Source organism: Arthrobacter jinronghuae (genome assembly GCF_025244825.1).
GTDB classification, from domain to species: Bacteria; Actinomycetota; Actinomycetes; order Actinomycetales; family Micrococcaceae; genus Arthrobacter_B; species Arthrobacter_B jinronghuae.
Genome location: NZ_CP104263.1, coordinates 3,373,685 through 3,395,305 on the forward strand (window position 1 = coordinate 3,373,685; position 21,621 = coordinate 3,395,305).

The 21,621-nt window shown below is 65.8% G+C and carries 19 protein-coding genes, 1 tRNA gene and 1 pseudogene; 13 read left to right on the top strand and 8 right to left on the bottom strand.

The window, feature by feature from the left end; genetic code table 11:
• Positions 1-82 precede the first annotated feature (82 nt).
• From hpaD to N2K98_RS15895, 4 genes are read right to left on the bottom strand one after another with little or no spacing between them, the layout of a single operon-like run.
• Complete coding sequence (gene hpaD, locus N2K98_RS15880) at positions 83-1,180, bottom strand: 3,4-dihydroxyphenylacetate 2,3-dioxygenase (protein WP_255864845.1); 1,098 nt, start codon at positions 1,178-1,180, stop codon at positions 83-85.
• 53 nt (positions 1,181-1,233) lie between these two features.
• Positions 1,234-2,751, bottom strand: a complete 1,518-nt coding sequence (hpaE, locus tag N2K98_RS15885; RefSeq protein ID WP_255864674.1) for a 5-carboxymethyl-2-hydroxymuconate semialdehyde dehydrogenase — start codon at positions 2,749-2,751, stop codon at positions 1,234-1,236.
• A 26-nt stretch (positions 2,752-2,777) separates the two neighbouring features.
• Positions 2,778-3,485: a GntR family transcriptional regulator gene (locus N2K98_RS15890; RefSeq protein WP_255864673.1), complete on the bottom strand. Its 708-nt coding sequence runs from the start codon at positions 3,483-3,485 to the stop codon at positions 2,778-2,780.
• Positions 3,482-4,966, bottom strand: a complete 1,485-nt coding sequence (locus N2K98_RS15895) for a fumarylacetoacetate hydrolase family protein (protein WP_255864672.1) — start codon at positions 4,964-4,966, stop codon at positions 3,482-3,484. The genes N2K98_RS15890 and N2K98_RS15895 overlap by 4 nt, the downstream gene beginning before the upstream one ends.
• Before the next feature lie 176 nt (positions 4,967-5,142).
• Between N2K98_RS15895 and N2K98_RS15900 the strand changes: the two genes are divergently transcribed.
• Both N2K98_RS15900 and N2K98_RS15905 read left to right on the top strand, forming a co-directional pair.
• Positions 5,143-5,448, top strand: a complete 306-nt coding sequence (locus tag N2K98_RS15900) for a hypothetical protein (RefSeq protein WP_255864671.1) — start codon at positions 5,143-5,145, stop codon at positions 5,446-5,448.
• A gap of 25 nt (positions 5,449-5,473) precedes the next feature.
• A complete protein-coding gene (locus N2K98_RS15905) occupies positions 5,474-6,598 on the top strand; it encodes a pentapeptide repeat-containing protein (RefSeq protein WP_255864670.1) in 1,125 nt (374 codons plus the stop codon).
• A 258-nt stretch (positions 6,599-6,856) separates the two neighbouring features.
• Here the strand turns inward: N2K98_RS15905 and N2K98_RS17295 are convergent.
• Positions 6,857-7,135 (bottom strand): annotated as a pseudogene (locus N2K98_RS17295) (fumarylacetoacetate hydrolase family protein); the annotation flags it as partial.
• Positions 7,136-7,336: 201 nt separating this feature from the next.
• On the opposite strand from N2K98_RS17295, the gene N2K98_RS15915 reads away from it, so the two are divergent.
• The 4 genes from N2K98_RS15915 (at position 7,337) to cofD (ending at position 11,788) form a co-directional block, all read left to right on the top strand.
• The gene (locus N2K98_RS15915) at positions 7,337-8,998 is read left to right on the top strand and encodes a DUF262 domain-containing protein (protein ID WP_255864669.1); all 1,662 of its coding nucleotides are present in this window, start codon (positions 7,337-7,339) and stop codon (positions 8,996-8,998) included.
• A gap of 125 nt (positions 8,999-9,123) precedes the next feature.
• Positions 9,124-9,199, top strand: a tRNA-Val gene (locus N2K98_RS15920).
• A gap of 432 nt (positions 9,200-9,631) precedes the next feature.
• Positions 9,632-10,711: an alkene reductase gene (locus N2K98_RS15925; protein WP_255864668.1), complete on the top strand. Its 1,080-nt coding sequence runs from the start codon at positions 9,632-9,634 to the stop codon at positions 10,709-10,711.
• 93 nt (positions 10,712-10,804) lie between these two features.
• Entirely contained in the window at positions 10,805-11,788 is a 984-nt protein-coding gene (gene cofD, locus N2K98_RS15930; RefSeq protein ID WP_255864667.1) for a 2-phospho-L-lactate transferase, read from the top strand.
• Here the strand turns inward: cofD and cofC are convergent.
• Positions 11,785-12,417: a 2-phospho-L-lactate guanylyltransferase gene (gene cofC / locus N2K98_RS15935; RefSeq protein WP_255864666.1), complete on the bottom strand. Its 633-nt coding sequence runs from the start codon at positions 12,415-12,417 to the stop codon at positions 11,785-11,787. The genes cofD and cofC overlap by 4 nt on opposite strands.
• A gap of 138 nt (positions 12,418-12,555) precedes the next feature.
• The gene (locus N2K98_RS15940) at positions 12,556-12,942 is read right to left on the bottom strand and encodes a winged helix-turn-helix transcriptional regulator (protein ID WP_255796545.1); all 387 of its coding nucleotides are present in this window, start codon (positions 12,940-12,942) and stop codon (positions 12,556-12,558) included.
• Between the two features lie 64 nt (positions 12,943-13,006).
• Here N2K98_RS15940 and N2K98_RS15945 point away from each other — a divergent pair, with 64 nt between their 5' ends.
• The 7 genes from N2K98_RS15945 to N2K98_RS15975 all read left to right on the top strand — a co-directional run bounded on the left by N2K98_RS15945 (position 13,007) and on the right by N2K98_RS15975 (position 20,660).
• On the top strand, positions 13,007-15,349 hold the full coding sequence (locus tag N2K98_RS15945) for an LLM class flavin-dependent oxidoreductase (protein ID WP_255864665.1): 2,343 nt from the start codon (positions 13,007-13,009) through the stop codon (positions 15,347-15,349).
• Positions 15,346-16,167 carry a coenzyme F420-0:L-glutamate ligase gene (gene cofE, locus N2K98_RS15950; RefSeq protein WP_255864664.1) on the top strand — a complete coding sequence of 274 codons (822 nt, stop codon included), beginning with the start codon at positions 15,346-15,348 and terminating at the stop codon, positions 16,165-16,167. Before N2K98_RS15945 ends, cofE begins: the two co-directional genes overlap by 4 nt.
• Positions 16,164-17,183: a glucose-6-phosphate dehydrogenase (coenzyme-F420) gene (fgd, locus tag N2K98_RS15955; protein WP_255864663.1), complete on the top strand. Its 1,020-nt coding sequence runs from the start codon at positions 16,164-16,166 to the stop codon at positions 17,181-17,183. Before cofE ends, fgd begins: the two co-directional genes overlap by 4 nt.
• The gene (locus N2K98_RS15960) at positions 17,183-18,175 is read left to right on the top strand and encodes a putative F420-0 ABC transporter substrate-binding protein (RefSeq protein ID WP_255864662.1); all 993 of its coding nucleotides are present in this window, start codon (positions 17,183-17,185) and stop codon (positions 18,173-18,175) included. Before fgd ends, N2K98_RS15960 begins: the two co-directional genes overlap by 1 nt.
• Positions 18,172-19,239 (top strand): putative F420-0 ABC transporter permease subunit, encoded by a 1,068-nt coding sequence (locus tag N2K98_RS15965; protein WP_407079994.1) that lies wholly within the window; start codon positions 18,172-18,174, stop codon positions 19,237-19,239. Before N2K98_RS15960 ends, N2K98_RS15965 begins: the two co-directional genes overlap by 4 nt.
• On the top strand, positions 19,236-20,009 hold the full coding sequence (locus N2K98_RS15970) for an ABC transporter ATP-binding protein (protein ID WP_255864661.1): 774 nt from the start codon (positions 19,236-19,238) through the stop codon (positions 20,007-20,009). Before N2K98_RS15965 ends, N2K98_RS15970 begins: the two co-directional genes overlap by 4 nt.
• Before the next feature lie 87 nt (positions 20,010-20,096).
• A complete protein-coding gene (locus N2K98_RS15975; protein ID WP_255864660.1) occupies positions 20,097-20,660 on the top strand; it encodes an MOSC domain-containing protein in 564 nt (187 codons plus the stop codon).
• A 168-nt stretch (positions 20,661-20,828) separates the two neighbouring features.
• Here N2K98_RS15975 and N2K98_RS15980 read toward each other — a convergent pair whose 3' ends face one another.
• Positions 20,829-21,599, bottom strand: coding sequence for an Ltp family lipoprotein (locus tag N2K98_RS15980; protein WP_255796534.1), 771 nt, complete (start codon positions 21,597-21,599; stop codon positions 20,829-20,831).
• Positions 21,600-21,621: the final 22 nt, after the last annotated feature.

Sequence of the window (21,621 nt, forward strand, 5' to 3'; positions counted from 1 at the left end):
GAGGGTGCGGCGTGTTCGGGGGTATGTGGGCAGAGGGTGCGACGACGACGGCGCCGGGCCGGGCGCCGTCGTCGGGCGCGGTCTAGAGCTGGGTGCCGATCTTGAAGCCCTTCGCGGGCTCGCCGGAGGAGCTGCCGGCGTCGTCGTCGGGGCGGGTGTAGGAGAATCCGTCCGCGCCGATGGTGACCGCCATTTCCGAGGTTTCCGTGCGCTGGGTGAGCGGCTGCGGGTTGCCGTCCAGGTCCAGGACCAGGGAGGCCTCGGTGTACCAGGACGGGACTACGGGGTTGCCCCACCAGTCGCGGCGCTGGTTGTCGTGGACGTCCCAGGTGATGGTGGGGTTGTCCGGATCGCCGGTGTAGTAGTCCTGCGTGTAGATCTCGATGCGGTGATCGTCCGGATCGAGGATGTAGAGGTAGAAGGCGTTGGAAACGCCGTGCCGGCCGGGGCCGCGTTCAATCCGGTCGGAGATGCGCAGGGCGCCCATCTTGTCGCAGATCTGGATGATGTTGTGCTTTTCGTGCGTCGCGAAGGCCATGTGGTGCATGCGCGGACCGTCGCCGCCGGTCAGGGCAGTGTCGTGCACGGTGTGCTTGCGGTGCATCCAGGCGGCGTAGGTGACGCCGTCGGAATCCTTGATGTCCTCGGAAACACGGAAGCCCAGGTCCTCCAGGTAGGCGCGGCCGCGGGGCACGTCCGGGGTGACCTGGTTGAAGTGGTCCAGGCGGACCAGTTCCCCGGCGGAGTAGAGGTCGTAGCGCTGGGTGAGGCGCTCCACGTGGTCCACTTCGTAGAAGAACTCGTAGGGGAAGCCCAGCGGGTCCTCCACGCGCACAGAGTCGCCGATGCCCTTCACGAAGCCGTCCTTGCGGCGTTCGGTGCGGCAGCCCATCTCCTGGTAGTACGCCTCGGCGACGTCCACGTCTTCGGGGGTGCGGACGCGGTAGGCCAGGGCGGCGACGGCGGCCACCGGGCCCTTGCGCAGCACCAGGTTGTGGTGGATGAACTCCTCGAGGGACCGCAGGTAGATGGCGTTCTCGTCCTCTTCGGTGACGTGCAGGCCGAGGACGTCCACGTAGAACTTCCGGGACCGTTCCAGGTCGGTGACCACCAGGTCCGTGTAGGCGCAGCGGACGATGTCCGGCGGGGCGATGCTCGGGGTGGGAATGCGGTTTTCGATGTCCATGGTTTTGCTCCTTTGCAAAAGGTGGGGGGGAAGTGTCGGGGAAGGCTTTAGCCGTCGACCTTGGCGGCGTCGTCGGTTCCGAACTTGGGGGTGTGGACCTTGCCCAGGGAAATGTGCACGGCCTGCTGGTCGGTGTAGAAGTCGATGGAGCGGTAGCCGCCCTCGTGGCCCAGGCCGGAGGACTTCACGCCGCCGAACGGGGTGCGCAGGTCGCGGACGTTGTGGCTGTTGAGCCAGACCATGCCGGCCTCGGTGTTCTGCGCGAAGTTGTGTGCGCGGGTGAGGTCCTGCGTCCAGATGTAGGCGGCGAGGCCGTACTTGGTGTTGTTGGCCAGTTCCAGGGCTTCGGCTTCGGTGTCGAAGGGGGTGATGGCGACGACGGGGCCGAAGATTTCCTCCTGGAAGATCCGCGCCTCGGGGGCGACGTCGGCGAACACGGTGGGGGCAATGTAGTTGCCTTCTTCCAGACCTTCGGGGCGTCCGCCGCCGGCGAGCAGGCGGCCTTCGGTCTTGCCGATCTCCACGTAGGAGGCGACCTTTTCGAAGTGTTCGGGGTGCACCAGGGCGCCCACCTGGGTCTTGGGATCGTGCGGGTCGCCGACGACGATGGTCTTGGCGCGGGCGGCGAAGCGTTCACAGAATTCGTCGTAGACCGGGCGTTCGACCAGGATGCGGGAGCCGGCGGTGCAGCGTTCCCCGTTGAGGGAGAAGACGCCAAACAGGGCGGAGTCGATCGCGGCGTCCAGGTCCGCGTCGGCGAAGATGACGCAGGGGCTCTTGCCGCCGAGCTCCATGGACAAGCCCTTCAGGTTTTCCGCGGCGTTGCGGAAGATGGTCTGCCCGGTGGTGGTTTCGCCGGTGAAGGAGATCAGCGGGACCTGCGGGTGCTTCACCAGCGCGTCGCCGGCTTCCTCGCCCAGGCCGTTGACCAGGTTGAACACCCCGGCGGGAACGCCGGCGTCGGTGAAGATGTCGGCCCAGAGGGAGGCGGAGAGCGGGGTGAATTCGGCCGGCTTGAGCACCACGGTGTTGCCGGTGGCCAGGGCCGGGGCGAGCTTCCAGGACTCGAGCATAAACGGGGTGTTCCACGGGGTGATGAGCCCGGCGACGCCGATCGGCTTGCGGTTCACGTAGTTGATCTGGCTGCCGGGGACCTTCATGGCGTCGTCGAACTGGGCGACGATCAGGTCTGCGAAGAAGCGGAAGTTCTCCGCCGCGCGCAGGGCCTGGCCCTTGGCCTGGGTGATGGGCAGGCCGGTGTCGAAGGTTTCCATTTCGGCCAGGCGTTCTTCCTGGGCCTCGACCGCGTCGGCGATCTTGTTGAGGATGCGGGCGCGTTCGCGCGGCTTCATTTTCGGCCACGGGCCGTTGACGAAGGCTTCGCGGGCGGCGGCGACGGCGGCGTCGATGTCTTCCTTCTGCCCGGCGGCGGCGGTGGCGTAGGTCTTGTTGGTGACCGGGTCCAGCACGTCGAAGGTGGCGCCGCTGGCGGAGTCCACAAACTTGCCGTTGATGAAGTGCTGGATGTGGGTGGGCAGGTTTTCGGGGACGAAGTGCGTGGTCATGTGGTGTTCCTCTTTCGTGTGTTTCTTTAGATCGGGGAAGGCGGCTGGTGGTTCTGGGCCAGGAAGGCGTTGAGCGTGTTGGTGCGGTGCGCGCGGGCGGCGTGCTCGACGTCGGGGGCCGGGGCTCCGGCGTCGATCAGATCCAGCAGCGCCTCGTGTTCCTGCACCGACGCGTGTGCCCGGTCCGGGACGTACCGGAAGACGGAGGAGCGCATCCGGCCCAGCCGGTTCCAGCCCCGGTGGACCAGGTCCAGGATGTGCGGATTGGGGCAGCGGGCGTAGAGCAGGGCGTGGAACTCGGTGTTCAGGGCGGTGAAGCGGACCGGGTCGAAGTTGTCCAGGACCTCGCGCATCTGGGTGTTGAGTTTGCGGGCCTGGGCCAGTTCCTCGGCGCTGATGTCAGGGGCGGCCAGGGCGGTGGCGGCGCCTTCGATGATGCTGAGGGTCTGCATGGTGTGCAGGTACAGGTCCGGGTCGATGCCGGCCACGGTGGCGCCGACGTTGCGGACAAAGTGCACCAGCCCTTCGGCTTCGAGCCGGCGGATGGCTTCCCGGACCGGGACCACGCTGAAGCCCATCTCCGTGGCGATGCTGCTGAGCACCAGCCGGTAGCCCGGGCTCATTTCCCCGCCGAGGATGCGGTCCTTCAGCTGTTCGTAGGCCTGCTCCGACTTGGAACCGGTGCCCGTGGCGGTGCTGCTGGCTTGCCCGGCACTGTTGGCTGCTGCGCTCATGCCTGTTCCGCTGCCCAGGCCTCGTACTTTTGCTTCCAGGCGGCGTTCATCGGGTAGAGCCCGTCCACGCCGTGGCCGGCCTTCACCATTTCGGCGATGAATTCTTCCTGGTGTTCCTGCTTGATGCACGCCTCCACCAGCTCCTCGGCGATGGCCGGCGGGATGACGAGGATGCCGTCGTCGTCGGCCACGATGATGTCGCCGGGCTGCACGGTGGCGCCGCCGCAGGCGATGGTGATGTCGGTGTCCCAGGGGACGTGTTTGCGGCCGAGGACCGCGGGGTGCGGGTTGGCGCAGTAGACGGGCAGGTCGATGCCGGCAACGGTGGAGTAGTCGCGAACGCCGCCGTCGGTGATGATGGCTGCGGCGCCGTTGTGCTTGGCGCGCAGGGCGAGGATGTCGCCCAAGGTGCCGGTGCCCTTTTCGCCGCGGGCTTCCATGACCAGGATTTCGCCTTCGCCGACGGAGTCGATGGCGCGTTTCTGCGCGTTGTAGCCGCCGCCGTGGGTCTTGAAGAGGTCCTCGCGGTTAGGCACGAAGCGCAGGGTGCGGGCGGTGCCGACCACCTTGCGGCCAGTGCGGGTGCCGGTGAGGCCGTCGATGGAGACGTTGTTCAGGCCGCGGGCGCGCATCTGCGAGGACAGGGTAGCGGTGGCGACGGATTCCAGTTTCGCCTTCAGTTCTGGGGTGAGGGTTTTGGCCTGTTCCTGCGGTGTTTCCGGCTGCGGGGCGAGACCGGCCTTTTCCGCGGAACCCCATGCTTCTTCGCGCTGCTTGTCGTCGATTTTCGGCTGGGCGCCGAACCGTGCCAGCGGGGTGATGCCGTCGGTGACCGTGGTGGCGAGGCGCCCGGTGGTCTTGTCCGTGCCGGGAACGTCGACTTCGACTTCGAGGCGGTCACCGGGGACGGCCACGGAGGCGCCGGCGGGGGTGCCGGTGAGGATCAGGTCGCCCGGTTCCAGGGTGAGCAGCTGGGAGAGATCGGCCACCAGCTGGGCGAAGGGGAAGAGCAGGTCCGCGGTGTTGTCGTCCTGCGTAAGTTCGCCGTTGACCCAGGTCCGGACGCGCAGGGCGGCGGGGTCGACATCGGCCGCGTTGAGGATGTGCGGGCCGACCGGGGTGAAGCCGTCGCCGCCCTTGGAGCGGAGGTTGGAGCCTTTGTCTGCCCAGCGCAGGTCGTACACGCCCAGGTCATTGCTGGCGGTCACTCCCCCGACGTAGCTCCACGCGTCTTCGATGGAGACCCGGCGGGCGGTCTTGCCGATGACGAGGGCGATTTCGCCTTCGAAGCCGAGCAGCTCGCAGCCGGCCGGGCGCTCCACGCTGCCGCCGGTCAGGGCCAGGGAGGAGCTCGGCTTGAGGAAGTAGGAGGGCTGTTCCGGGGTGCGTCCGCGTTCTGCTGCCCGTGAGGGGTAGTTGATGTGGACGGCGATGACCTTGCCGGCCTGCTTCAGCGTGTCCTTGGTGGCGTCGTTGCCCATGTCTCTCCTGGATGAAGTACGAAATCGTATATCATCAGGCTTACATGTGGTGCGCGTCACGTCAAGGGTTTCGCCTTAATCGCAGTCACCGCCTACTTTAAAACACAATCAGGAACAGTTTACCGCCCCGTGTCGCTCCTAGTGTCCTCCCAATGCGCGGACAGTAGGCTGTGCGCATGGCAAAGATCAGCATTGAACAGACCCCGGAACAAGCCCGTGCGTTTCTGGACTCGCGCGTAGAACCCGTTACCGCATTGGTCGAAGCTCGTCAGCGCGTCGCTGATCTAAGAGAGCAACTTGCCCAGGCAGAACGGGACGACAAACGCGCCTACGTTCTTGCCACCAAAGATAGATGGAGCGCCGACGGGCTCAAGAAATTTGGGCTCGAGAATACCGCGGGCGGCCGCCGTGGTTCCTCTGCTCGCAACGATTCGGCACCGCGGCACGCAGAGCAATTGGCAGTCACCAGGGCTGACGCTTAGCGGCATTTGAGAGACTCAGACGCACATGACTTCTGCTCAGGAAAACGGTCCGGCTCTTGTCCGCACAGATCCCGCTCCGCCTCGTCTTTGGATGCTGGTAGTTGGATCCCTCTGCACCATTTTGGGTGCTGCCTTCGTTGCTTATTACGTCTATACGTGGGTCCTCGAGACCTACGAAGTGGAGCCGTTCGAAGCAGCGAGAACAGCAGTAACCATGATCGGTGTACCAACGGCCGCAGGGGCCGTGTTCGTGGCTCTGCGAACACTCAGGCTGAAGGAACGGCAGGAGCATACAGACAGGCAACGGCTTGTTGACGCCCAACGGGTGTACGACCTTTCGTACAATACCGAACACACCCGGCGCGCAAACGAACGCGAAGTCCAACTTCGCTCTAGGTACGTCAGTGCTGCTGAGCAAATCGGAAATACATCTGCCGCGGTTCGGCTAGCAGGCATCAACGCTATGGCTCAGCTCGCCGACGATTGGGAGGGCCAGCGCCAAGCTTGCGTCGACGTTCTATGCGCCTACCTTCGGCTTCCTCAACTTCGGGTAAACGGTGAGTTGGACGAGGCTGATGGTGTTGTTCGCGCCACCGTTCAGCAGCTCTTAGCGATCGGACTTCGAGCTTCAAATCGTCAGGGGGAGGACGCCGTCTGGTCAAACGTGCGACTCGATCTCCGGGGTGCAGTGTTGAAGGACTTCGATTTGAAGGGCGCGTCTGTTCCGGTAGCCAGATTTGCTGACGCAGTGTTTGAAGGGGCCACGTCATTCGTCGGGGCGTATCTCGCTGATGCGTCGTTCAGGAACGCCGAGTTTAGGGGGCTGGTGTCGTTCTCTGGATGCCGTTTTGAGCGAATAAGCTTTCACGAATCAACCTTTCTTTCCACGGTGAAGTTCCGGGGCGCGATCTTCGAAGGCATGGTGAACTTCGCAGATGCGGTTTTTGACGGAGACCTCCTTCTGGACAACGTACGTTCCAAGAGACGCTTCAATTTCCTGCGGACAAGATTCGATAGGGAACCAGTCTTCTCCGGCGTTCATTTCGATAGCAGGGTTAGTTCCTGCACTGTGCGGGGTACCAGCATCCCTAACCGGAACGTTGGCAGCAAGAAGAGGATGGAAGAGGGCGCCGAAGCTACGCTGCCGTGACACCAGAAACGTCAGAACGTATCTAGGTCGTTCGAGTCGCTGGCGCTTAGATGCCGGTAGAGGGCAGCGCGAGATACTTTGAATGTGTCAGCGATCTCCTGTTTGGTATACGTGCGTTTGGTATACGTGCCGACCTCAGCCATAACGCGCGCCTGGTTAATCTGCCTGGGGCTCATTCCCGATTTCTGTCCACTGCGACGTGCAGCTTCCAGAACGGAAACCCAGCCCTGACTGAACCCTGGCCGGGATCCTTGCCGTCACCGTGAGCAACTGGGAGAGGTTCTCCATCAGCTGGGCGAAGGGGAAGAGCAGGTCCGCGATGGTGTCGTCCTGTGCGAAGTCGTCGTTGACCCAGGTGCGGACGCGAGGTTGGCGGGGTCGACGTCGGCCGCGTTGAGGATGGCGGTAGCCGTCGCTGCCCTGGAGCGGAGGTTGGAACCCTTGTCTGCCCAGCGCAGGTCATAGACGCCCAGGCACGTAGCTCCACGCGTCTTCGAAGACGAGCACTCCGCAGCCGGCGGGGCGTTCCACGCTGCCCCGCTGATGGTGACCATTCTGTGTGCGGAGTACCCGTCATATGCATCCAGCGTGAGAGGTTATGGCTTTGGCCTGCCAGAGATTGTGAGATCACCATGGACCCTAGACCGTCCCATTTGAACCCGGCTGGCGAGGTTCCTCAAAATGCTAAGCAAACGAGGACGATTACGTCTTCGCCAAAATAGCCCTAGGCTGTACCTCATGGCAGATCCAGCACAATTCGACCACGACCGACTCGGTCACCTCCTGTCCGATATCCTGCTCAAAGTGCCTGAGTTTCAGCGGCGATTCTCGTGGCAGGAAAGCCATATATTGGAGTATTGGGCAGACATCGCAAGAGCAAAAGCCGCTAGCAACTCCTACTTCATGGGAACAGTCGTGCTGGCTGACTCTCCTGGCGACGACACCAGGAAATTGATCATCGATGGGCAACAGCGAATAACAACAACGGCGATCCTCTTTATTGCTATAAGGGATCGGCTGCGTGAACTGGGCCAGGAACGAGCCGCCCAGTCTGTCGAAGATACGCACCTAAGCGACTATGTTCTTCGAGAAGAGCAAACAGTGGCGAAACTCATTTTGAGTCCCGATGATCACGTGACCTTCAGCATCTTGCTAGAAGGAGGGCAGGTTGCCGCAAAAAATAACCTCGTCGGCACCGCCTATGTTCTGCTTAAAGAACGCGTTGATGAGCTGGCGCCCACGGAAGAGGATTACAGATCGCTTATCGAGCTCGTCGCGTATCTCGATACGGACGTACAAGTCCTTCTGGCTGTTGCAACAGGCCTGCCGGAGGCATACGTGATCTTCGAGACCCTTAACGACCGCGGGGAAGATCTCACCACAGCGGACCTCCTTAAGAACTTCCTCTTCAGTCAAGCCGGCAGCCAAGGAATCAACCACGCTCAAAGCACGTGGACCCGGCTAACGGCGAAATTCGATAAGCCAGAAGAATTCGTAAAGTTCCTGAGGTATGAATACATGTCACGGAAAGGGCACGTGACAAATCGAGGATTGTACAAGGCTCTCCAATCCGATGTCCGTGGTGGGACGACCGCGGTTCGCCGATACCTCGAGGGCGCGGATACGGCGCTCCAACGGTATATCGCACTTCGGGAACCAGATGACGCGTCTTGGTCTTCCCAAGCCGTGGAAGTCAAGGATTCCCTCCTAGCTTTCAGGAGGTTCGGATTTGAAGCAAGTATGCCTCTGTTGTTGGCGGCCTTCGGAACCTGGTCACACACGGACGCTACTCGTTTCGTTGACGTCGTCGCCGGTTGGTCCGTTCGGGCTTGGATCGCTGGCACACTAGGAGGAGGCGTTGCAGAGCGTGCGTTCTGCTTGGCAGCCGAGGCGGTCGCCACTGGTAAAGCCGCAACTGTCGCCGACGTCCGTATGTATATGAAGGACTTGGTTCCCGACGATGCGACGTTCAAGCAGGCCTTTGTTGGGTATGGTTCAGTGACGACAACCCGGGCCAAGTATTTGTTAGCGCGACTCGAGCGGCAATACCTCAGCGATCACGGACAACAGACGGATGCTATGCCGGACTGGAGCAGCAAGAGTGTGACGGTCGAACACATATTCGCAAAATCATCAAAGCGTGACGTGTTCGCAAGCGCCGAGGAATTCGAGAAGTTTTCTGTGTTACGTGATCAACTGCAGAATCTAACGCTCCTGGAGCGAACTCTGAACGGCGGCCTTGAAGATAAACCGTTTGACCAAAAGGTGGACACGTATGGCCAGTCAGTGTTTGCACTTACACGCTTGCTCAGCGAGAACGGGGCAACATGGGGTTTCGACGAGGCTGAAGTCCGTTCTTCCATGCTTTCAGCTCTAGCAGTAAAGGCCTGGCCGAAGTAAGAGCTAATCCATTACGGGAAGACGAACTTTCGGCGCAAGAAGCTTAAAAAATGATTTTTGCCAACGATTGACTGAAAGCTCGGTTCCGTTTATTCTGGTATCTCATTCACTTGTTTGAGTGAACTGGCCTTGTAGCTCAGTGTGGATAGAGCAGCCCCGTAACGAAGGGCCGGTCGCGGGTTCAAATCCCGCCAAGGATTAGGAGCGGGGCGCTAGTTGTTTCGACTAGCGCCCCGTTTTCTTTGGCTCAATCGAATGGTACTCCCGGAGCTCACCAACCGAGGACTGTGGCGTTATGAGAGTGCCCTAAGCACGACCCGATCCCAGTCCAAGTTCCGGCGAGGCATGGCGGATTTCTCGATGGATTCCATAGTAGAAACTAAGCGTAGTGCGTGGGTCCCTATACGAAGACTCCACGACCGCGGCTCGATACCCAACACTCCTTAGCTCTCGCATTTGATGTCTGCATCTTCTCGGGCTTCAATCTCACGCAATCAGCGCTTTGACGAGCCGCTACTGGTGTGACCTCGCACGCTCGCGGAATATCTCCTACCTCGCTAACGGTTGCCCTGCATATACAACCTGCAACCGGGAGAACCCGAGTACGGCTGCACGCAACAAAAGGAACCCCACTTGAAACTCTTTACCCCGCTGACCGTCGGCACCATGGAACTGCCCAACCGCCTCGTCATGGCACCGATGTCCCGCGTGCGTGCCGACCGCAACGGCGTGCCCACCGACATCATGGTCGAGCACTACCGCCAGCGCGCCTCCATGGGCCTGATCATCACCGACGGCATCTACCCCTCCTTCACCGGCCAGGGCAACGCCCTGATGCCCGGCCTGGTCACCGAGGAACACGTCGCCGGCTGGAAGCGCGTCACCGACGCCGTGCACGAAGCCGGCGGCCGGATCGTCGCCCAGCTGATGCACTCCGGCCGCGTCGCGCACGAGAACATCAATGGCGGACGCCAGCCACAGGCCCCCAGTGCCATCGCGGTTGAAGGCATGGCGCACACCTACGACGGCAAGCAGCCCTTCCCGGTGCCGCACGCCCTCACCGAAGCCGAACTCCCCGGCGTCGTGCAGGACTTCGTCTCCGCCGCGCAGAACGCGATGAAGGCAGGGTTCGACGGCGTCGAGCTGCACGGTGCCAACGGGTACCTGCTGCAGGAATTCCTCTCCCCCGTCTCCAACACCCGCACAGACAACTACGGCGGATCGCCGGAGAACCGGGCCCGCCTGGTCATCGAGGCCTTCCGTGCCGTGGCAGAGGCCGTCGGCGCCGAGCACACCGGCATCCGCATCTCCCCGGAACACAACATCCAGGGCGTGCTGGAAACCGACCGCGCCGACGTTACCGCCACCTACACCGCTCTGGTGGACGGCATCGCCGATCTGAAGCCGGCTTACCTGAGCATCCTGCACGCGGACCCGGCCGACGAGCTGGTCCAGGGCCTGCGCCGCCGCTTCGGCGGCCCGGTGCTAATGAACACAGGCTTCGGCACGGTCACCACCCGCGAGGACGCCGTCATGCTGCTCGAAGAGAACCTGGCCGACGCCGCCGTCGTCGGCCGCCCCGTGATCGCCAACCCGGATCTGGCCCGCCGCTGGCAGGAGGACCACCCGCTGAACGAGATCGACCAGACCACCGTCTACACCGACGGCGCCGCCGGCTACACGGACTACCCGGAACTGGCTCCGGTTTCGTAGCTCGAACAAATGACGGCCCTTCCGCATACCGCGGAGGGGCCGTCGTCGTATCCTGCATCAGGAACGGGCTACGAAAAAGGTAACGGGGGGCGCATGAAGAGAATAACGATCCTCGCCGGAGGGGTAGGCGGCGCGCGGTTCGTCCGCGGCGCCCGGACCCTGGCACAGGCAACCGGGGCGGAAATCACCGTCGTGGCCAACACCGGGGATGATCTGTGGCTGACGGGTCTGCGGGTCTGCCCCGACCTGGATTCCATCATGTACTCCCTGGGCGGAGCCAACGATACGGAACGCGGATGGGGCAGGGCCGGCGAATCCGAGCGCGTGAGTGCGGAACTGACCGCCTACGGTGTCGGCTGGCCCTGGTTCACCCTGGGAGACCTTGACCTGGGCACCCATATTGCCCGGACCGCCCTTCTTCGGGAGGGCCTGACCCTCACCGAAGTGACCCAACGGCTCTGTTTGCGGTGGAATCCGGGTGTCCGTCTCCTGCCGGCTACGAACGACGAGGTCGAAACCCACGTCGAAATCGTCGACGGAAGCGGCCGGACGCAGTTGATTCACTTTGAGGAGTGGTGGGTGCGCCACCGCGGCAACGTCCCGACCCGCCGGTTCGTCCACCGGGGTCTCGAATCCTCCTCCGCCGCACCGGAAGCCGTGGAGGCGATCCTGTCAGCCGACGTCGTCCTGCTGGCACCCTCCAATCCGGTGGTGTCGGTCGGAACGATCATTGCCCTGCCGGGCGTGGCGGCTGCCCTTCGGACGACGGCGGCTCCCGTGATCGCCGTATCGCCCATCATCGGTGGCTCGCCCGTGCGCGGGATGGCCGACATCTGTCTGGGGGTCATCGGGGTCGACGTCTCCGCTGCGGCCGTGGGGCAGCATTACGGGGCACGGACACAGGGCGGCCTCCTGGACGGCTGGCTGGTCGATCCGGTTGACGCCGGTGAGCTCCCGCTGCTGGAGCGTGCCGGGATCCCCGCACGGTCACTTCCGCTGTGGATGAACACCGACGAGGATTCGGCGGCCATTGTTGCCGGAGCGCTCCAACTGGCCGGCGAGGTGAGGGGACCTTAGCCGGTCTCCGCAGCTGAACCGGCCGGTCCGGTGGCAGCAACTGCGAGGGTTTTCAGGGTCTCCGGCCCGAGCCGGTTCCGCAGGGCCGCAGCTAGATCCTCTGCCGTGTCGATATCCCGGCGCACCGCGGACGCCTGCGGCACCGGGAGGACCACGTGACCCTGCCGTTCGTGGCGCCACCGGGAACCGGGACCAAACCGCGGGACGATCAGGCCGCCGAGGCTCGTGAGCATGGTGGTGCCGTGACCGGAATGATCGGCGACCATGGCGCGCTCGTGTCGGCCGGCATCTGCGAGGACGGCGTCGAACTCGTCCGCCGTCAGGCCGGGCAGGTCCGCCGTGACGACGGCAACCTTGCCGGGACCCGCGCCGTGGAGTCCCGCCGCGACCGCCGGATTGAGTCCGAGCCCCGGATCATCCACGAAAAGCGTACCGGCGGGGAAAGCGGTACGGACGCGAACATCGCTCGTGACGACGATGATGGTGCCCGCTCCACGGCTGTTCCGGACCGCGGAAAGCGTATCGAGTGCAAAGGCCAGCGCCAGGTCGGCTACACCGCTGCGGTCCCGCCGGAGGCGGGACTTGGCGGTATCAAGACTCTTGACGGGTATAACGACGTTCCAGCTCATGGCATGCGCCTGCCCCGCCCTAGTAAGAGTCTTGGTACAGAGAAGGACGAAGCGCCCGGGAATTATTCCCCTGCTCCCCCGCCACCGCCGTGGGTAGCGTCCGCCGTGGGTGGCGTCCGCGGCGGCTGGCCCGCCGGCTCAGGCACTCTTGGCGGAGACCGCTTCTCCGGCGTCGTCAGTCTCCCAGCGGCGGGCGTAGCCGGCGATGGGCTGCAGGGAGCGCAGCAGGTCGATGCCGCGCGCACTCAGCCGGTACCGGACGCTGACCGGGATGGTGGGCTCGACCAGGCGTTCGACCAGGCCCGCGGCCTCGAGTTCGCGAAGCCGGAGCGTGAGCATCCGCCCGGACAGCCCCTGGACCCGGTGCTCGATTTCGGTGAACCGTTCGGCTCCGGTCCCGAGGGCAAGCAGAATCCCGCTGGCCCAGCGCCGTCCCACGACCTCCATCACGCCGAGCAGGCGCCGGCACTCCTCATCACTGATGCTTAGCGGAGGGTTTGCGCGGCCCGTCTCAGAAGTAGTCACGCACAAAAAGTAAGCGGCTTACCTACGGATTGTCAATGGCAATGGTGGCGCGCATGCTGTGGCCATGTCAGATTACCTGCACCCGCTGCGCTTCGGCAGCTTCATCACCCCGTCCGCCGCCATCCCTCAACTGCCGGTCGACCGGGCCCTGCTCAGCGAGGAGCTCGGCCTGGACCTGGTCACCTTCCAGGACCATCCCTATCAGGCCCAGTTCCTGGACACCTGGACCCTGCTTTCGGTAGTCGCCGCCCGTACCGAACGCATCCACGTCTCCGGCAATGTGCTGAACCTGCCCCTGCGCCAGCCCGCCGTGCTGGCCCGTTCCCTCGCCAGCCTGGACCTGCTCAGCGACGGCCGCGCGGAGCTCGGCATCGGCACCGGCGGGTATTTCGAGGCGATCGCGTCGATGGGCGCCCCGCTGCTGGCCATCCCGGACGCGGTCGGCGGGCTGGACGATGCGCTGGACATCATCCGGGGCATCTGGGACACCGCGGATCCGACGCCCCTGCACGCGGGAGGAAAATACCACCACGTCACAGGCGTGCAGCGGGGCCCGACACCTGCACACCGCATCCCCATCTGGGTGGGCGCCTACAAACCCCGGATGCAGGGGATCATCGGGCGCAAGGGTGACGGCTGGCTGCCAAGCCTTCCCTGGATGAAGCAGGGCGACGTCGAACGCGGCAACGAGGTGATCGACAAGGCCGCCCGCAAGGCCGGACGCGATCCGCGCGAGATCACCCGGATGATGAACATCACCCCGCAGTACCACGCCGAGGCCCTGGCCGAGCTGGCAACCGATCACGGGGTGAGCGTGTTCATCGTAGCCACCGACGACCCGGATGAGCTCCGCCGGTTCGCGCAGGTCACCGCTCCCGCAATCCGGTCCCGGGTGGAGAAGGCCCGCCGGCGCAGCGGCTCCCCGGCCACCGCAGCCGCCGCCGCCGCACCCGCTGCCCCCGCAGTCCCCGCAGCCGCCGCCGCGCCAGCCTCCCCGGAAGCACCCGCCCGGTCCTTCCGCGACGATCCGATCCCCGACGCCCTCGTCCCGCGGGTCCTGTTCCCCGGCGACCGGGGGTACGCCCGCTACACCGCCAGCTACTTCCGCGGCGCCCGGCCCGGCGTCGTCATCCGTCCTGAAACCCCCACCGAAGTGCAGGAGGCCGTGCGCTTCGCCGCCCGCCACCGGGACGTGCCGCTGGGCATGTTCAGCGGCGGACACGGCCTGTCCGGCCGGTCCCTGAACACCGGCGGCATCGTCCTCGCGCTCGATGCACTGAACACCATCACCCTGGGCAGCGGCAACCGGGTCCGGGTGGGGCCCGGCGCCCGGTGGGGCGAGGTGGCGCAGGCCCTGGCACCGCACGGGCTGGCGATCACCTCCGGCGACTACGGCGGCGTCGGCGTCGGCGGCCTGGCGACGGCGGCGGGGATCGGCTGGTTCGTCCGCGAGCGCGGGCTGACGATCGATTACCTGCGCTCCGTGGACATCGTGACCGCCGACGGTGAGCTCGTGCACGCCAGCGCAGAGGAGAACAGCGACCTGTTCTGGGCGGTGCGCGGCGCCGGGGCGAACTTCGGCGTGGTCGTCTCGTTCGAGTTCGAGGCGCACCCGGTGTCCGAGCAGGTGGGGTTCGCGATGCTCCTCTTCGCGCCGGACGACGTCGCGGCCTTCCTCCAAGGGTGGGGCACCACCATCGAGGGGTCACATCCCACGGTGACCGGATCCCTGATGATCAGCCCCGGCAGCCCCGGCTCGACCGCCGTCCAGGCACTGATCGTGGTGGATTCCTCCGATCCGGAGACCGTGATCGAGCGGCTCCAGCCCTTCGCAGCCCTCGCGCCGCTGGCGAACCAGTCTGTGCAGATGGTGCCGTACGCGGCTTTGCTTGAAGTACCGCCGGAGGGCGATCAGCACGGCCGTGGCGAACCGCGCAGCCACTCCGGGCTGGTGCGGCACCTGAGCGCCGACGTCGCGCGTGTCCTGACAGACCTGCTCGCCGCCGAGTCCTCCTTTATCCTGAGCATCCGCTCTGCCGGCGGTGCCGCGGCGAACCTCCCGGCGGAGGCCACCGCGTACGGCTGGCGGGACGCGAACTTCGTGATCGCCATGCTGGGCGGACGCGGCGACCAGGTGGCCCTGCGTTGGGCGGAACTGGTGCCGCTGCTGGAAGGCATGTACCTGAGCTTCGAGACCGACACCGGGCCCGACGTCGTCGCCCGCGCCTTCCCGCCCGGGAACCTGCAGCGCCTGCGCGCGCTGAAGGCGGTGTGGGACCCCACAGGCCTGTTCCGCGACAACTTCTACATCGCCCCGGAGCAGGAGCCGGCGGACCAGGCGCCGGAACTCGAGCCGGCGGACCAGGTGTCGGCGACCACCGAGCCCGCCGCGGGAGCCGCACGGTGACCGGGGGCGACACCGACGCACCAGCCAGCCCGGCGCGCACCATCCCGCCGCGGGAACTGTCCGTCTGGGCGCTTCCCGGCATTCCGGAGATCGCGGCGGGCGACAACCTTGTCGCGTTGATCCTTGCCGCCGCCGCGGCACGGCCGCTGATGGACGGGGACATCCTGGTTGTGACGTCCAAGATCGTCTCCAAGGCCGAGGGGCGGCTGGTGCGGGCCGAGGACCGCGAGGCAGCGATCAGCGCGGAGACGGCCCGGGTGGTCGCCACCCGCAACGGCACCCGGATCGTTGAGAACCGTCTGGGCATTGTGGGAGCGGCCGCCGGGGTGGACGCCTCCAACGTTCCCGCGGGCACGGTGCTGCTGCTGCCGGAGGATCCCGACCGCTCGGCCCGGATCCTGGCCGCCGGCATCCGCGCCGCGGGCCCGCACATCGGGGTGATTCTCAGCGACACGATCGGCCGGCCGTGGCGGGAGGGGCAGACCGACATCGCCATCGGAGCCGCCGGTGTCCGGGTGTTCGATGAGCTCGAGGGCACCCCGGACTCGGCCGGCCGGCCCCTGGCCGTGACCCGCCCGTGCCTGGCCGACGAGATCGCCGCCGCCGGGGACCTGGTCAAGGGCAAGACCTTCGGGCTGCCCGTGGCCGTAGTTCGCGGTTACGCGGACGCGGTCGGCCCGCTGGACCTGCCCGGCGCCCGGTCCATCATCCGCACCTCAGAGACGGACATGTTCCGGTTCGGCAGCGACGAGGCCTACGCAGCCGGTTTCGCCGCGGGCCTCAACGCCGTCGCCGACACAGAAAGCAGCAGATCATGACACTGACCCTGGGTTACAAGGCCTCCGCAGAACAGTTCGGCCCGCGGGAGCTGGTGGAGCTGGCCGTCGCCGCCGAAGCCCACGGCTTCTCGTCCGCGGCAGTCAGCGACCACTTCCAGCCCTGGCGGCATCAGGGCGGACACGCCCCGTTCTCCCTGGCCTGGCTCGCCGCGGCCGGGGAACGCACCTCGCATATCCGGCTGGGCACCAGCGTGCTCACGCCCACCTTCAGGTACAACCCCGCCGTCATTGCCCAGGCCTTCGGCACGCTGGGGCTTCTCTACCCGGACCGGATCTGGCTGGGGGTGGGGACCGGTGAGGCGCTGAACGAAATCGCGACCGGGTTCCGCGGGCCCGGAGAACAGGACTGGCCGGAGTTCTCCGAGCGGTTCGCCCGGCTGCGCGAGGCGGTGCGCCTGATGCGGGAGCTGTGGAACGGGGACCGGGTGAGTTTCGACGGCGACTACTACTCCACCTCCAACGCCTCCGTCTACGACAGCCCGGCCGGTGGCATACCCGTCTACATCGCAGCCGGCGGGCCCGTCGTGGCGAAATATGCCGGCCGCGCCGGGGACGGGTTCATTGCCACCTCCGGCAAGGGGCACGGGCTGTATGCCGAGCAGCTGATGCCGGCGCTGGCTGCGGGCGCGGACGACGCGGGCCGGGATCTATCCGGGATGGACCGGATGATCGAAATCAAGCTCTCCTATGAGCACAGCCGGGAGAAGGCGTTGGAAAACACCCGGTTCTGGTCTCCGCTGTCCCTCTCAAAGGAGCAGAAGCACAGCATCACCGACCCGGTGGAGATGGAACGCGCCGCAGACGCGCTCCCGTTGGAGCAGATCGCGCGGCGGTGGATCGTGGGCACGGATCCCGACGACGTCGTCGAGCGGATCACCGAATACGTGGACCTTGGGTTCAACCACCTTGTGTTCCACGCCCCCGGCCACGACCAGCTCCGGTTCATGGACCTTTTCCAAAGCGACCTCAAACCACGTCTGGAAGGACTGCGTTGATGCCCCGCCGCATCCGCTTGTTGATGCTTCCCGTGCTGGCCGCCGTCCTGCTCGCCGGGTGTGCGGCCCCGTCCGCCGGGGCGCGGCCGGACCCGCAGCCCGACGCCGCGGCGGGCTTCCCGTTCACCGTGGACAACTGCGGCACACCGGTCACCTTCGAGCAGCCGCCAGAGGAGGTGGTGGCGATCAAATCCACGTCCATCGAAATGCTGCTGGCGCTGGGCCTCGAGGACCGGATCTCCGGCGTCGCCTTCCCCGACGGCCCGTACGCCGCAGGGTGGGCGCCGGAGACGGAACCACCGCTGATTTCCGAGCGTGTTCCCGGACAGGAAGCGGTCCTGGCCCTGGAACCGGACCTCGTGTACGCCGGCTGGGAGTCCAACCTCACCTCCGACGGCGCCGGGGACCGCGGGACGCTGCACCGCCTGGGCATCAACACCCTGGTATCCCCGGCGGCCTGCCAGGGTGCGGATTATCAGCCCGCCCCACTGGTCTGGGAGGACATCTGGGCGGAGATCAGCCTGATGGGACGCGTCTTCGACGTGCCCGACGCCGCCGACACCCTCGTTGCCGGGCAGCAGCAGCGCTTGGCCGCCGTCGCGCCCGACAGCCGCGGGCTCACCGCCCTCTGGTACAGCTCCGGCAACGACTCCCCGTACGTGGGGGCGGGCAGCGGAAATCCCCAGCTGGTCATGGACGCCGTCGGGCTGGAAAACGTTGCCGCCGACGTCCCCACGCCGTGGGCCTCGCTGTCCTGGGAAGCGGTGGCCGATGCCGACCCGGAGGTGATCGTCCTCATCGACGCCGCGTGGACACCGGCGGACAAGAAGATCGCGGAGCTGGAAGGCAACCCCGCCACCGCCGCACTCACGGCGGTGCGGAACCGGCAGTACCTCATCCTGCCGTTCCCGGCCGGTGAGGCGGGCGTCCGCAGCCTCGAGGCCGTCGAAACCCTCCAGGAACAGCTCGCGCACCTGGACGTCGCTCCGTGACGGCAGCGGCGACGTCGGCCGGGACGACGGCGAGCGGGACGACGCCGGCCGGGAAGCGCGGGCGCCGGGCAGCGGCCGGGATTCCGCTGCTCGGTGTCCTCCTGGTCGCCGGCATGTTTGCCGCCGTCACGGTCGGCCCGGCCGACATCTCGGTGGCCGACGTCTGCCGGAGTGTGGCCTCGCACCTGTCCCTTGCGGAGTCGCCGCTCTCGGCGACGCGGGACGCGATCATCTGGGAGCTGCGCCTGCCACGAGTGCTGACCGCCGCCTTCATAGGGGCGGGACTGGCCGTCTGCGGCGTCGTGCTGCAGGCGAGCACCCGCAACCCGTTGGCCGACCCCTATCTGCTCGGGCTGTCCTCCGGCGCTTCCCTCGGTGCCGTGCTCGTGATCGTGGCCGGTGTCAGCGTCGCCCTTCCCGTCGCGGCGTTCACCGGCTCCCTTCTGGCGCTGGCCGGGACCCTGCTGCTGGCCGGGTCGGCCGGGCCGCAGAGCCCCTCCCGCACCGTCCTCGCCGGGGTGGCCGTATCCTCGGCGCTTTCCGCGCTCACCAGCCTGGTCATCTTCTGGAGCGCCACCGGGGACAGCTACCGGGAGATCCTAGGCTGGCTCCTCGGCTCCCTCGCCGGTGCCAGCTGGAGCGGAACGGCGATCGCCGCGGCGGCGTTCCTCGCCCTGGGCATCCCCCTCGCCCTGTCCGCGAACACGCTCAACGCGTTTGCGTTCGGTGACCGCACCGCCCGCTCCCTGGGGATCAACACCGGCGCGGCGCGCGGCCTGCTCCTGGCGGCCAGCGCAGTGCTCACCGGCGCCCTTGTGGCGGTGAGCGGTTCGATCGGCTTCGTCGGCCTGCTCATCCCGCATGCCGCGCGGCTGCTCACCGGCCCCGGGCACCGGCTGCTGCTTCCGGTCGCCGCCCTCGGCGGGGCGCTCCTGCTGGTCGCCGCCGACACGATTGCCCGGTCCGCCTTCGACCCGCGGGAGCTTCCGGTGGGCATCATCACGGCGATTCTCGGTGCCCCTGCCTTTGCCCTGCTGATGCTGCGCGCACGGCGGTCGCTGTGAATACGGTGCAGGTGGATGGCCTGTCCTTCGCACGCGGCGGCCGTCTCGTCATCGACGGTGTCACCGCCGTCGCCCCCGCCGGGTCCGTCACCGCGGTCATCGGGCCCAATGCCGCGGGCAAGTCCACGCTGCTGCAGCTCCTCGCCCACCTGGAAAACCCCACCAGCGGCACCGTTCGCCTGGGTAACACGGACCTGGCCTCCCTGCCGCGGCGGCGCCGCGCACGGTACGTCGCCTTTATCGACCAGCACTCCGCGGCCGACCTTCCCCTGGCCGTGCAGGACGTCGTTATGCTCGGCCGGACGCCCCGGCTGGGCCGTCTTGCCGCGCCCGGCACCGAGGATCACGACGTCGTCGGCGCCGCCCTGCTCCGGACCGGAGCCGCGCAGCTCGCCCGCCGGGTTTTTGCCGAGCTCTCTGGCGGGGAACGTCAGCGGGTCCTCCTGGCACGCGCCCTCGCCCAGGAGCCGACGCTCCTGCTCCTGGACGAACCGACCAACCACCTCGATGTCCGCGCGCAGCTCGAAACCCTCGAACTGCTCCGCGATCTCGCGCGGGACGGACTCACAGTGATCACCGCCCTGCATGACGTGAACCTGGCTGCACGGTATGCCGACCGAATCATTGCCCTCGACGACGGCCGGGTCGTCGCCGCCGGTGAAACGTCGTCGGTCCTGTCCGCCGCGCTGGTCTCCGACCTGTACCGGGTCAACGCGACCCCTCTTGGGGAGGGAAGGTTCTTCTCCTTCTCCCTCCCCGGCGTTTCCTGAACGGTGCCCGCACCGACAGGTGCAGGGAGGTTGCTCGACCTCTGGCGCCTTCCCGAAGGCCGTGGCGGGATATGAAATGATCCGTCAATGACTGCCACCCGCACTCCCGAAGGACCGCAAGTGGTCTCCGTCAGTCAAAGCAGCAAGCACAACTTCAGCAAGGACCGGGTCGACTCGGTTCTGCTCGTGGAAGGGCTGGGCCTCGACGGAGACGCGCATTCCGGCACCACCGTGCAGCACGTGTTCAGAAAGCGGTTCCACCCGACGGAACCCAACCTGCGGCAGGTACACCTGATCCATGCGGAGCTCTTCGAGGAACTGGCGCAGGACGGCTTCGAGGTGGGTCCCGGCGACCTCGGGGAAAACATCACCACCCGCGGCATCGACCTCCTGAACCTGCCCGAGGGGACACTCCTGCGGATCGGACCCGACGCCGTCGTCCAGGTAACCGGACTGCGGAATCCCTGCCGGCAGATTGACCGCTTCCAAACCGGAATGCTCAAAGCGGTGCTCCCGCGCAACAGCGCGGGAAAAACCGTGCGGAAGACGGGAATCATGGGCATTGTGCTGAGCGGCGGGGCCGTAAGCACCGGCGATGAAATCCGCGTTGAGGTTCCCGCCGGGTCGCATCGTCAGCTCAGATGCGTCTGATTCTGAACGGAGGTGACGCCTGCTGCACGGCTAGGCGACGCCCTGAAAGAGCCAGTTTTTGAAGCGCCATCGATTTTGAGCCTGAACGACGACGGCAAAGGAATAGCCAGAAGCAACCGTGCGCTTCTGGCTATTCCTTGAAGGTGCCGCAGACTCCGGCGGAGGTGGCTACTTCAGGTTCTGAATGGCGTAGTCGGCTTCCTCCGGCGTGAACTGCTCGCCGTGTTCGCTGACGAGCTGCTCGCGGATTTCCTCGGGGGTCTTGTCCCATCCGTCCTTGTAGTTCTGGGCATTCTTCAGCGCGTTCTCCTTGTAGTCCACGTCAAAGTTGTCCAGGACATACTGAGCCGCCTCCGGGGAGTGGCCAGCGAAGATCAGCTTGTCGTAGAAGTCGGCCTTGCTCGGGCTCAGAAAGTTGATGCCCTCAGCACTCTCCATAGCGGCCCGGTATTCCTCCGGCACTGACGAGTCCATGGTGGAATCTTCCGACTCGACGGGAGCGGGGGCCACCGTGTACTCCTCTGAGGGAGCCGGGGCCTCGACTGCCGTGCCGTTGTCCTCCTGGGACACTGTCTGGCTGTTCTCAACGGCCGAGCCGACTGCCAGCGCTCCGGTGAGGACCATGACCAGCGAAACCACGATGTTGAGGACCCAGACGACGGCTGTGACGATCCACGCCATCTTCTTGTTCTCTGGGTATCCGGCGAGAGGCTGACCGTTCTTGTCCTTCTGGTTGCCGGTCAGGGTGATGATCAGGTCGACCAGCGTCCAGATACCGAAACCGCCACCCGTCAGGAGCTTCAGGACGCCGGTCCCGATCTTGCCCAGGTAGAAGCGATCGATGCCCAGCGTGCCAAGGAAGAGCGCGAGCAGCCATGTCACAACGAAGGACTTCTTGGTGGCGGTAGTGGTCATATAACTTGTGTCGGTAGTGCTCATTAAAAGGTATGCCTTTTCTGTG

What these genes read in the sequence shown, in the direction of transcription:
- hpaE (WP_255864674.1), bottom strand. Translation starts at nt 2,751, where the DNA reads ATGACCACGCACTTCGTCCCCGAAAACCTGCCCACCCACATCCAGCAC.
- N2K98_RS15890 (WP_255864673.1), bottom strand. Translation starts at nt 3,485, where the DNA reads ATGAGCGCAGCAGCCAACAGTGCCGGGCAAGCCAGCAGCACCGCCACG.
- N2K98_RS15895 (WP_255864672.1), bottom strand. Translation starts at nt 4,966, where the DNA reads ATGGGCAACGACGCCACCAAGGACACGCTGAAGCAGGCCGGCAAGGTC.
- N2K98_RS15900 (WP_255864671.1), top strand. Translation starts at nt 5,143, where the DNA reads ATGGCAAAGATCAGCATTGAACAGACCCCGGAACAAGCCCGTGCGTTT.
- N2K98_RS15905 (WP_255864670.1), top strand. Translation starts at nt 5,474, where the DNA reads ATGACTTCTGCTCAGGAAAACGGTCCGGCTCTTGTCCGCACAGATCCC.
- N2K98_RS15915 (WP_255864669.1), top strand. Translation starts at nt 7,337, where the DNA reads ATGGCAGATCCAGCACAATTCGACCACGACCGACTCGGTCACCTCCTG.
- cofD (WP_255864667.1), top strand. Translation starts at nt 10,805, where the DNA reads ATGAAGAGAATAACGATCCTCGCCGGAGGGGTAGGCGGCGCGCGGTTC.
- cofC (WP_255864666.1), bottom strand. Translation starts at nt 12,417, where the DNA reads ATGAGCTGGAACGTCGTTATACCCGTCAAGAGTCTTGATACCGCCAAG.
- N2K98_RS15945 (WP_255864665.1), top strand. Translation starts at nt 13,007, where the DNA reads ATGTCAGATTACCTGCACCCGCTGCGCTTCGGCAGCTTCATCACCCCG.
- fgd (WP_255864663.1), top strand. Translation starts at nt 16,164, where the DNA reads ATGACACTGACCCTGGGTTACAAGGCCTCCGCAGAACAGTTCGGCCCG.
- N2K98_RS15960 (WP_255864662.1), top strand. Translation starts at nt 17,183, where the DNA reads ATGCCCCGCCGCATCCGCTTGTTGATGCTTCCCGTGCTGGCCGCCGTC.
- N2K98_RS15975 (WP_255864660.1), top strand. Translation starts at nt 20,097, where the DNA reads ATGACTGCCACCCGCACTCCCGAAGGACCGCAAGTGGTCTCCGTCAGT.
- N2K98_RS15980 (WP_255796534.1), bottom strand. Translation starts at nt 21,599, where the DNA reads ATGAGCACTACCGACACAAGTTATATGACCACTACCGCCACCAAGAAG.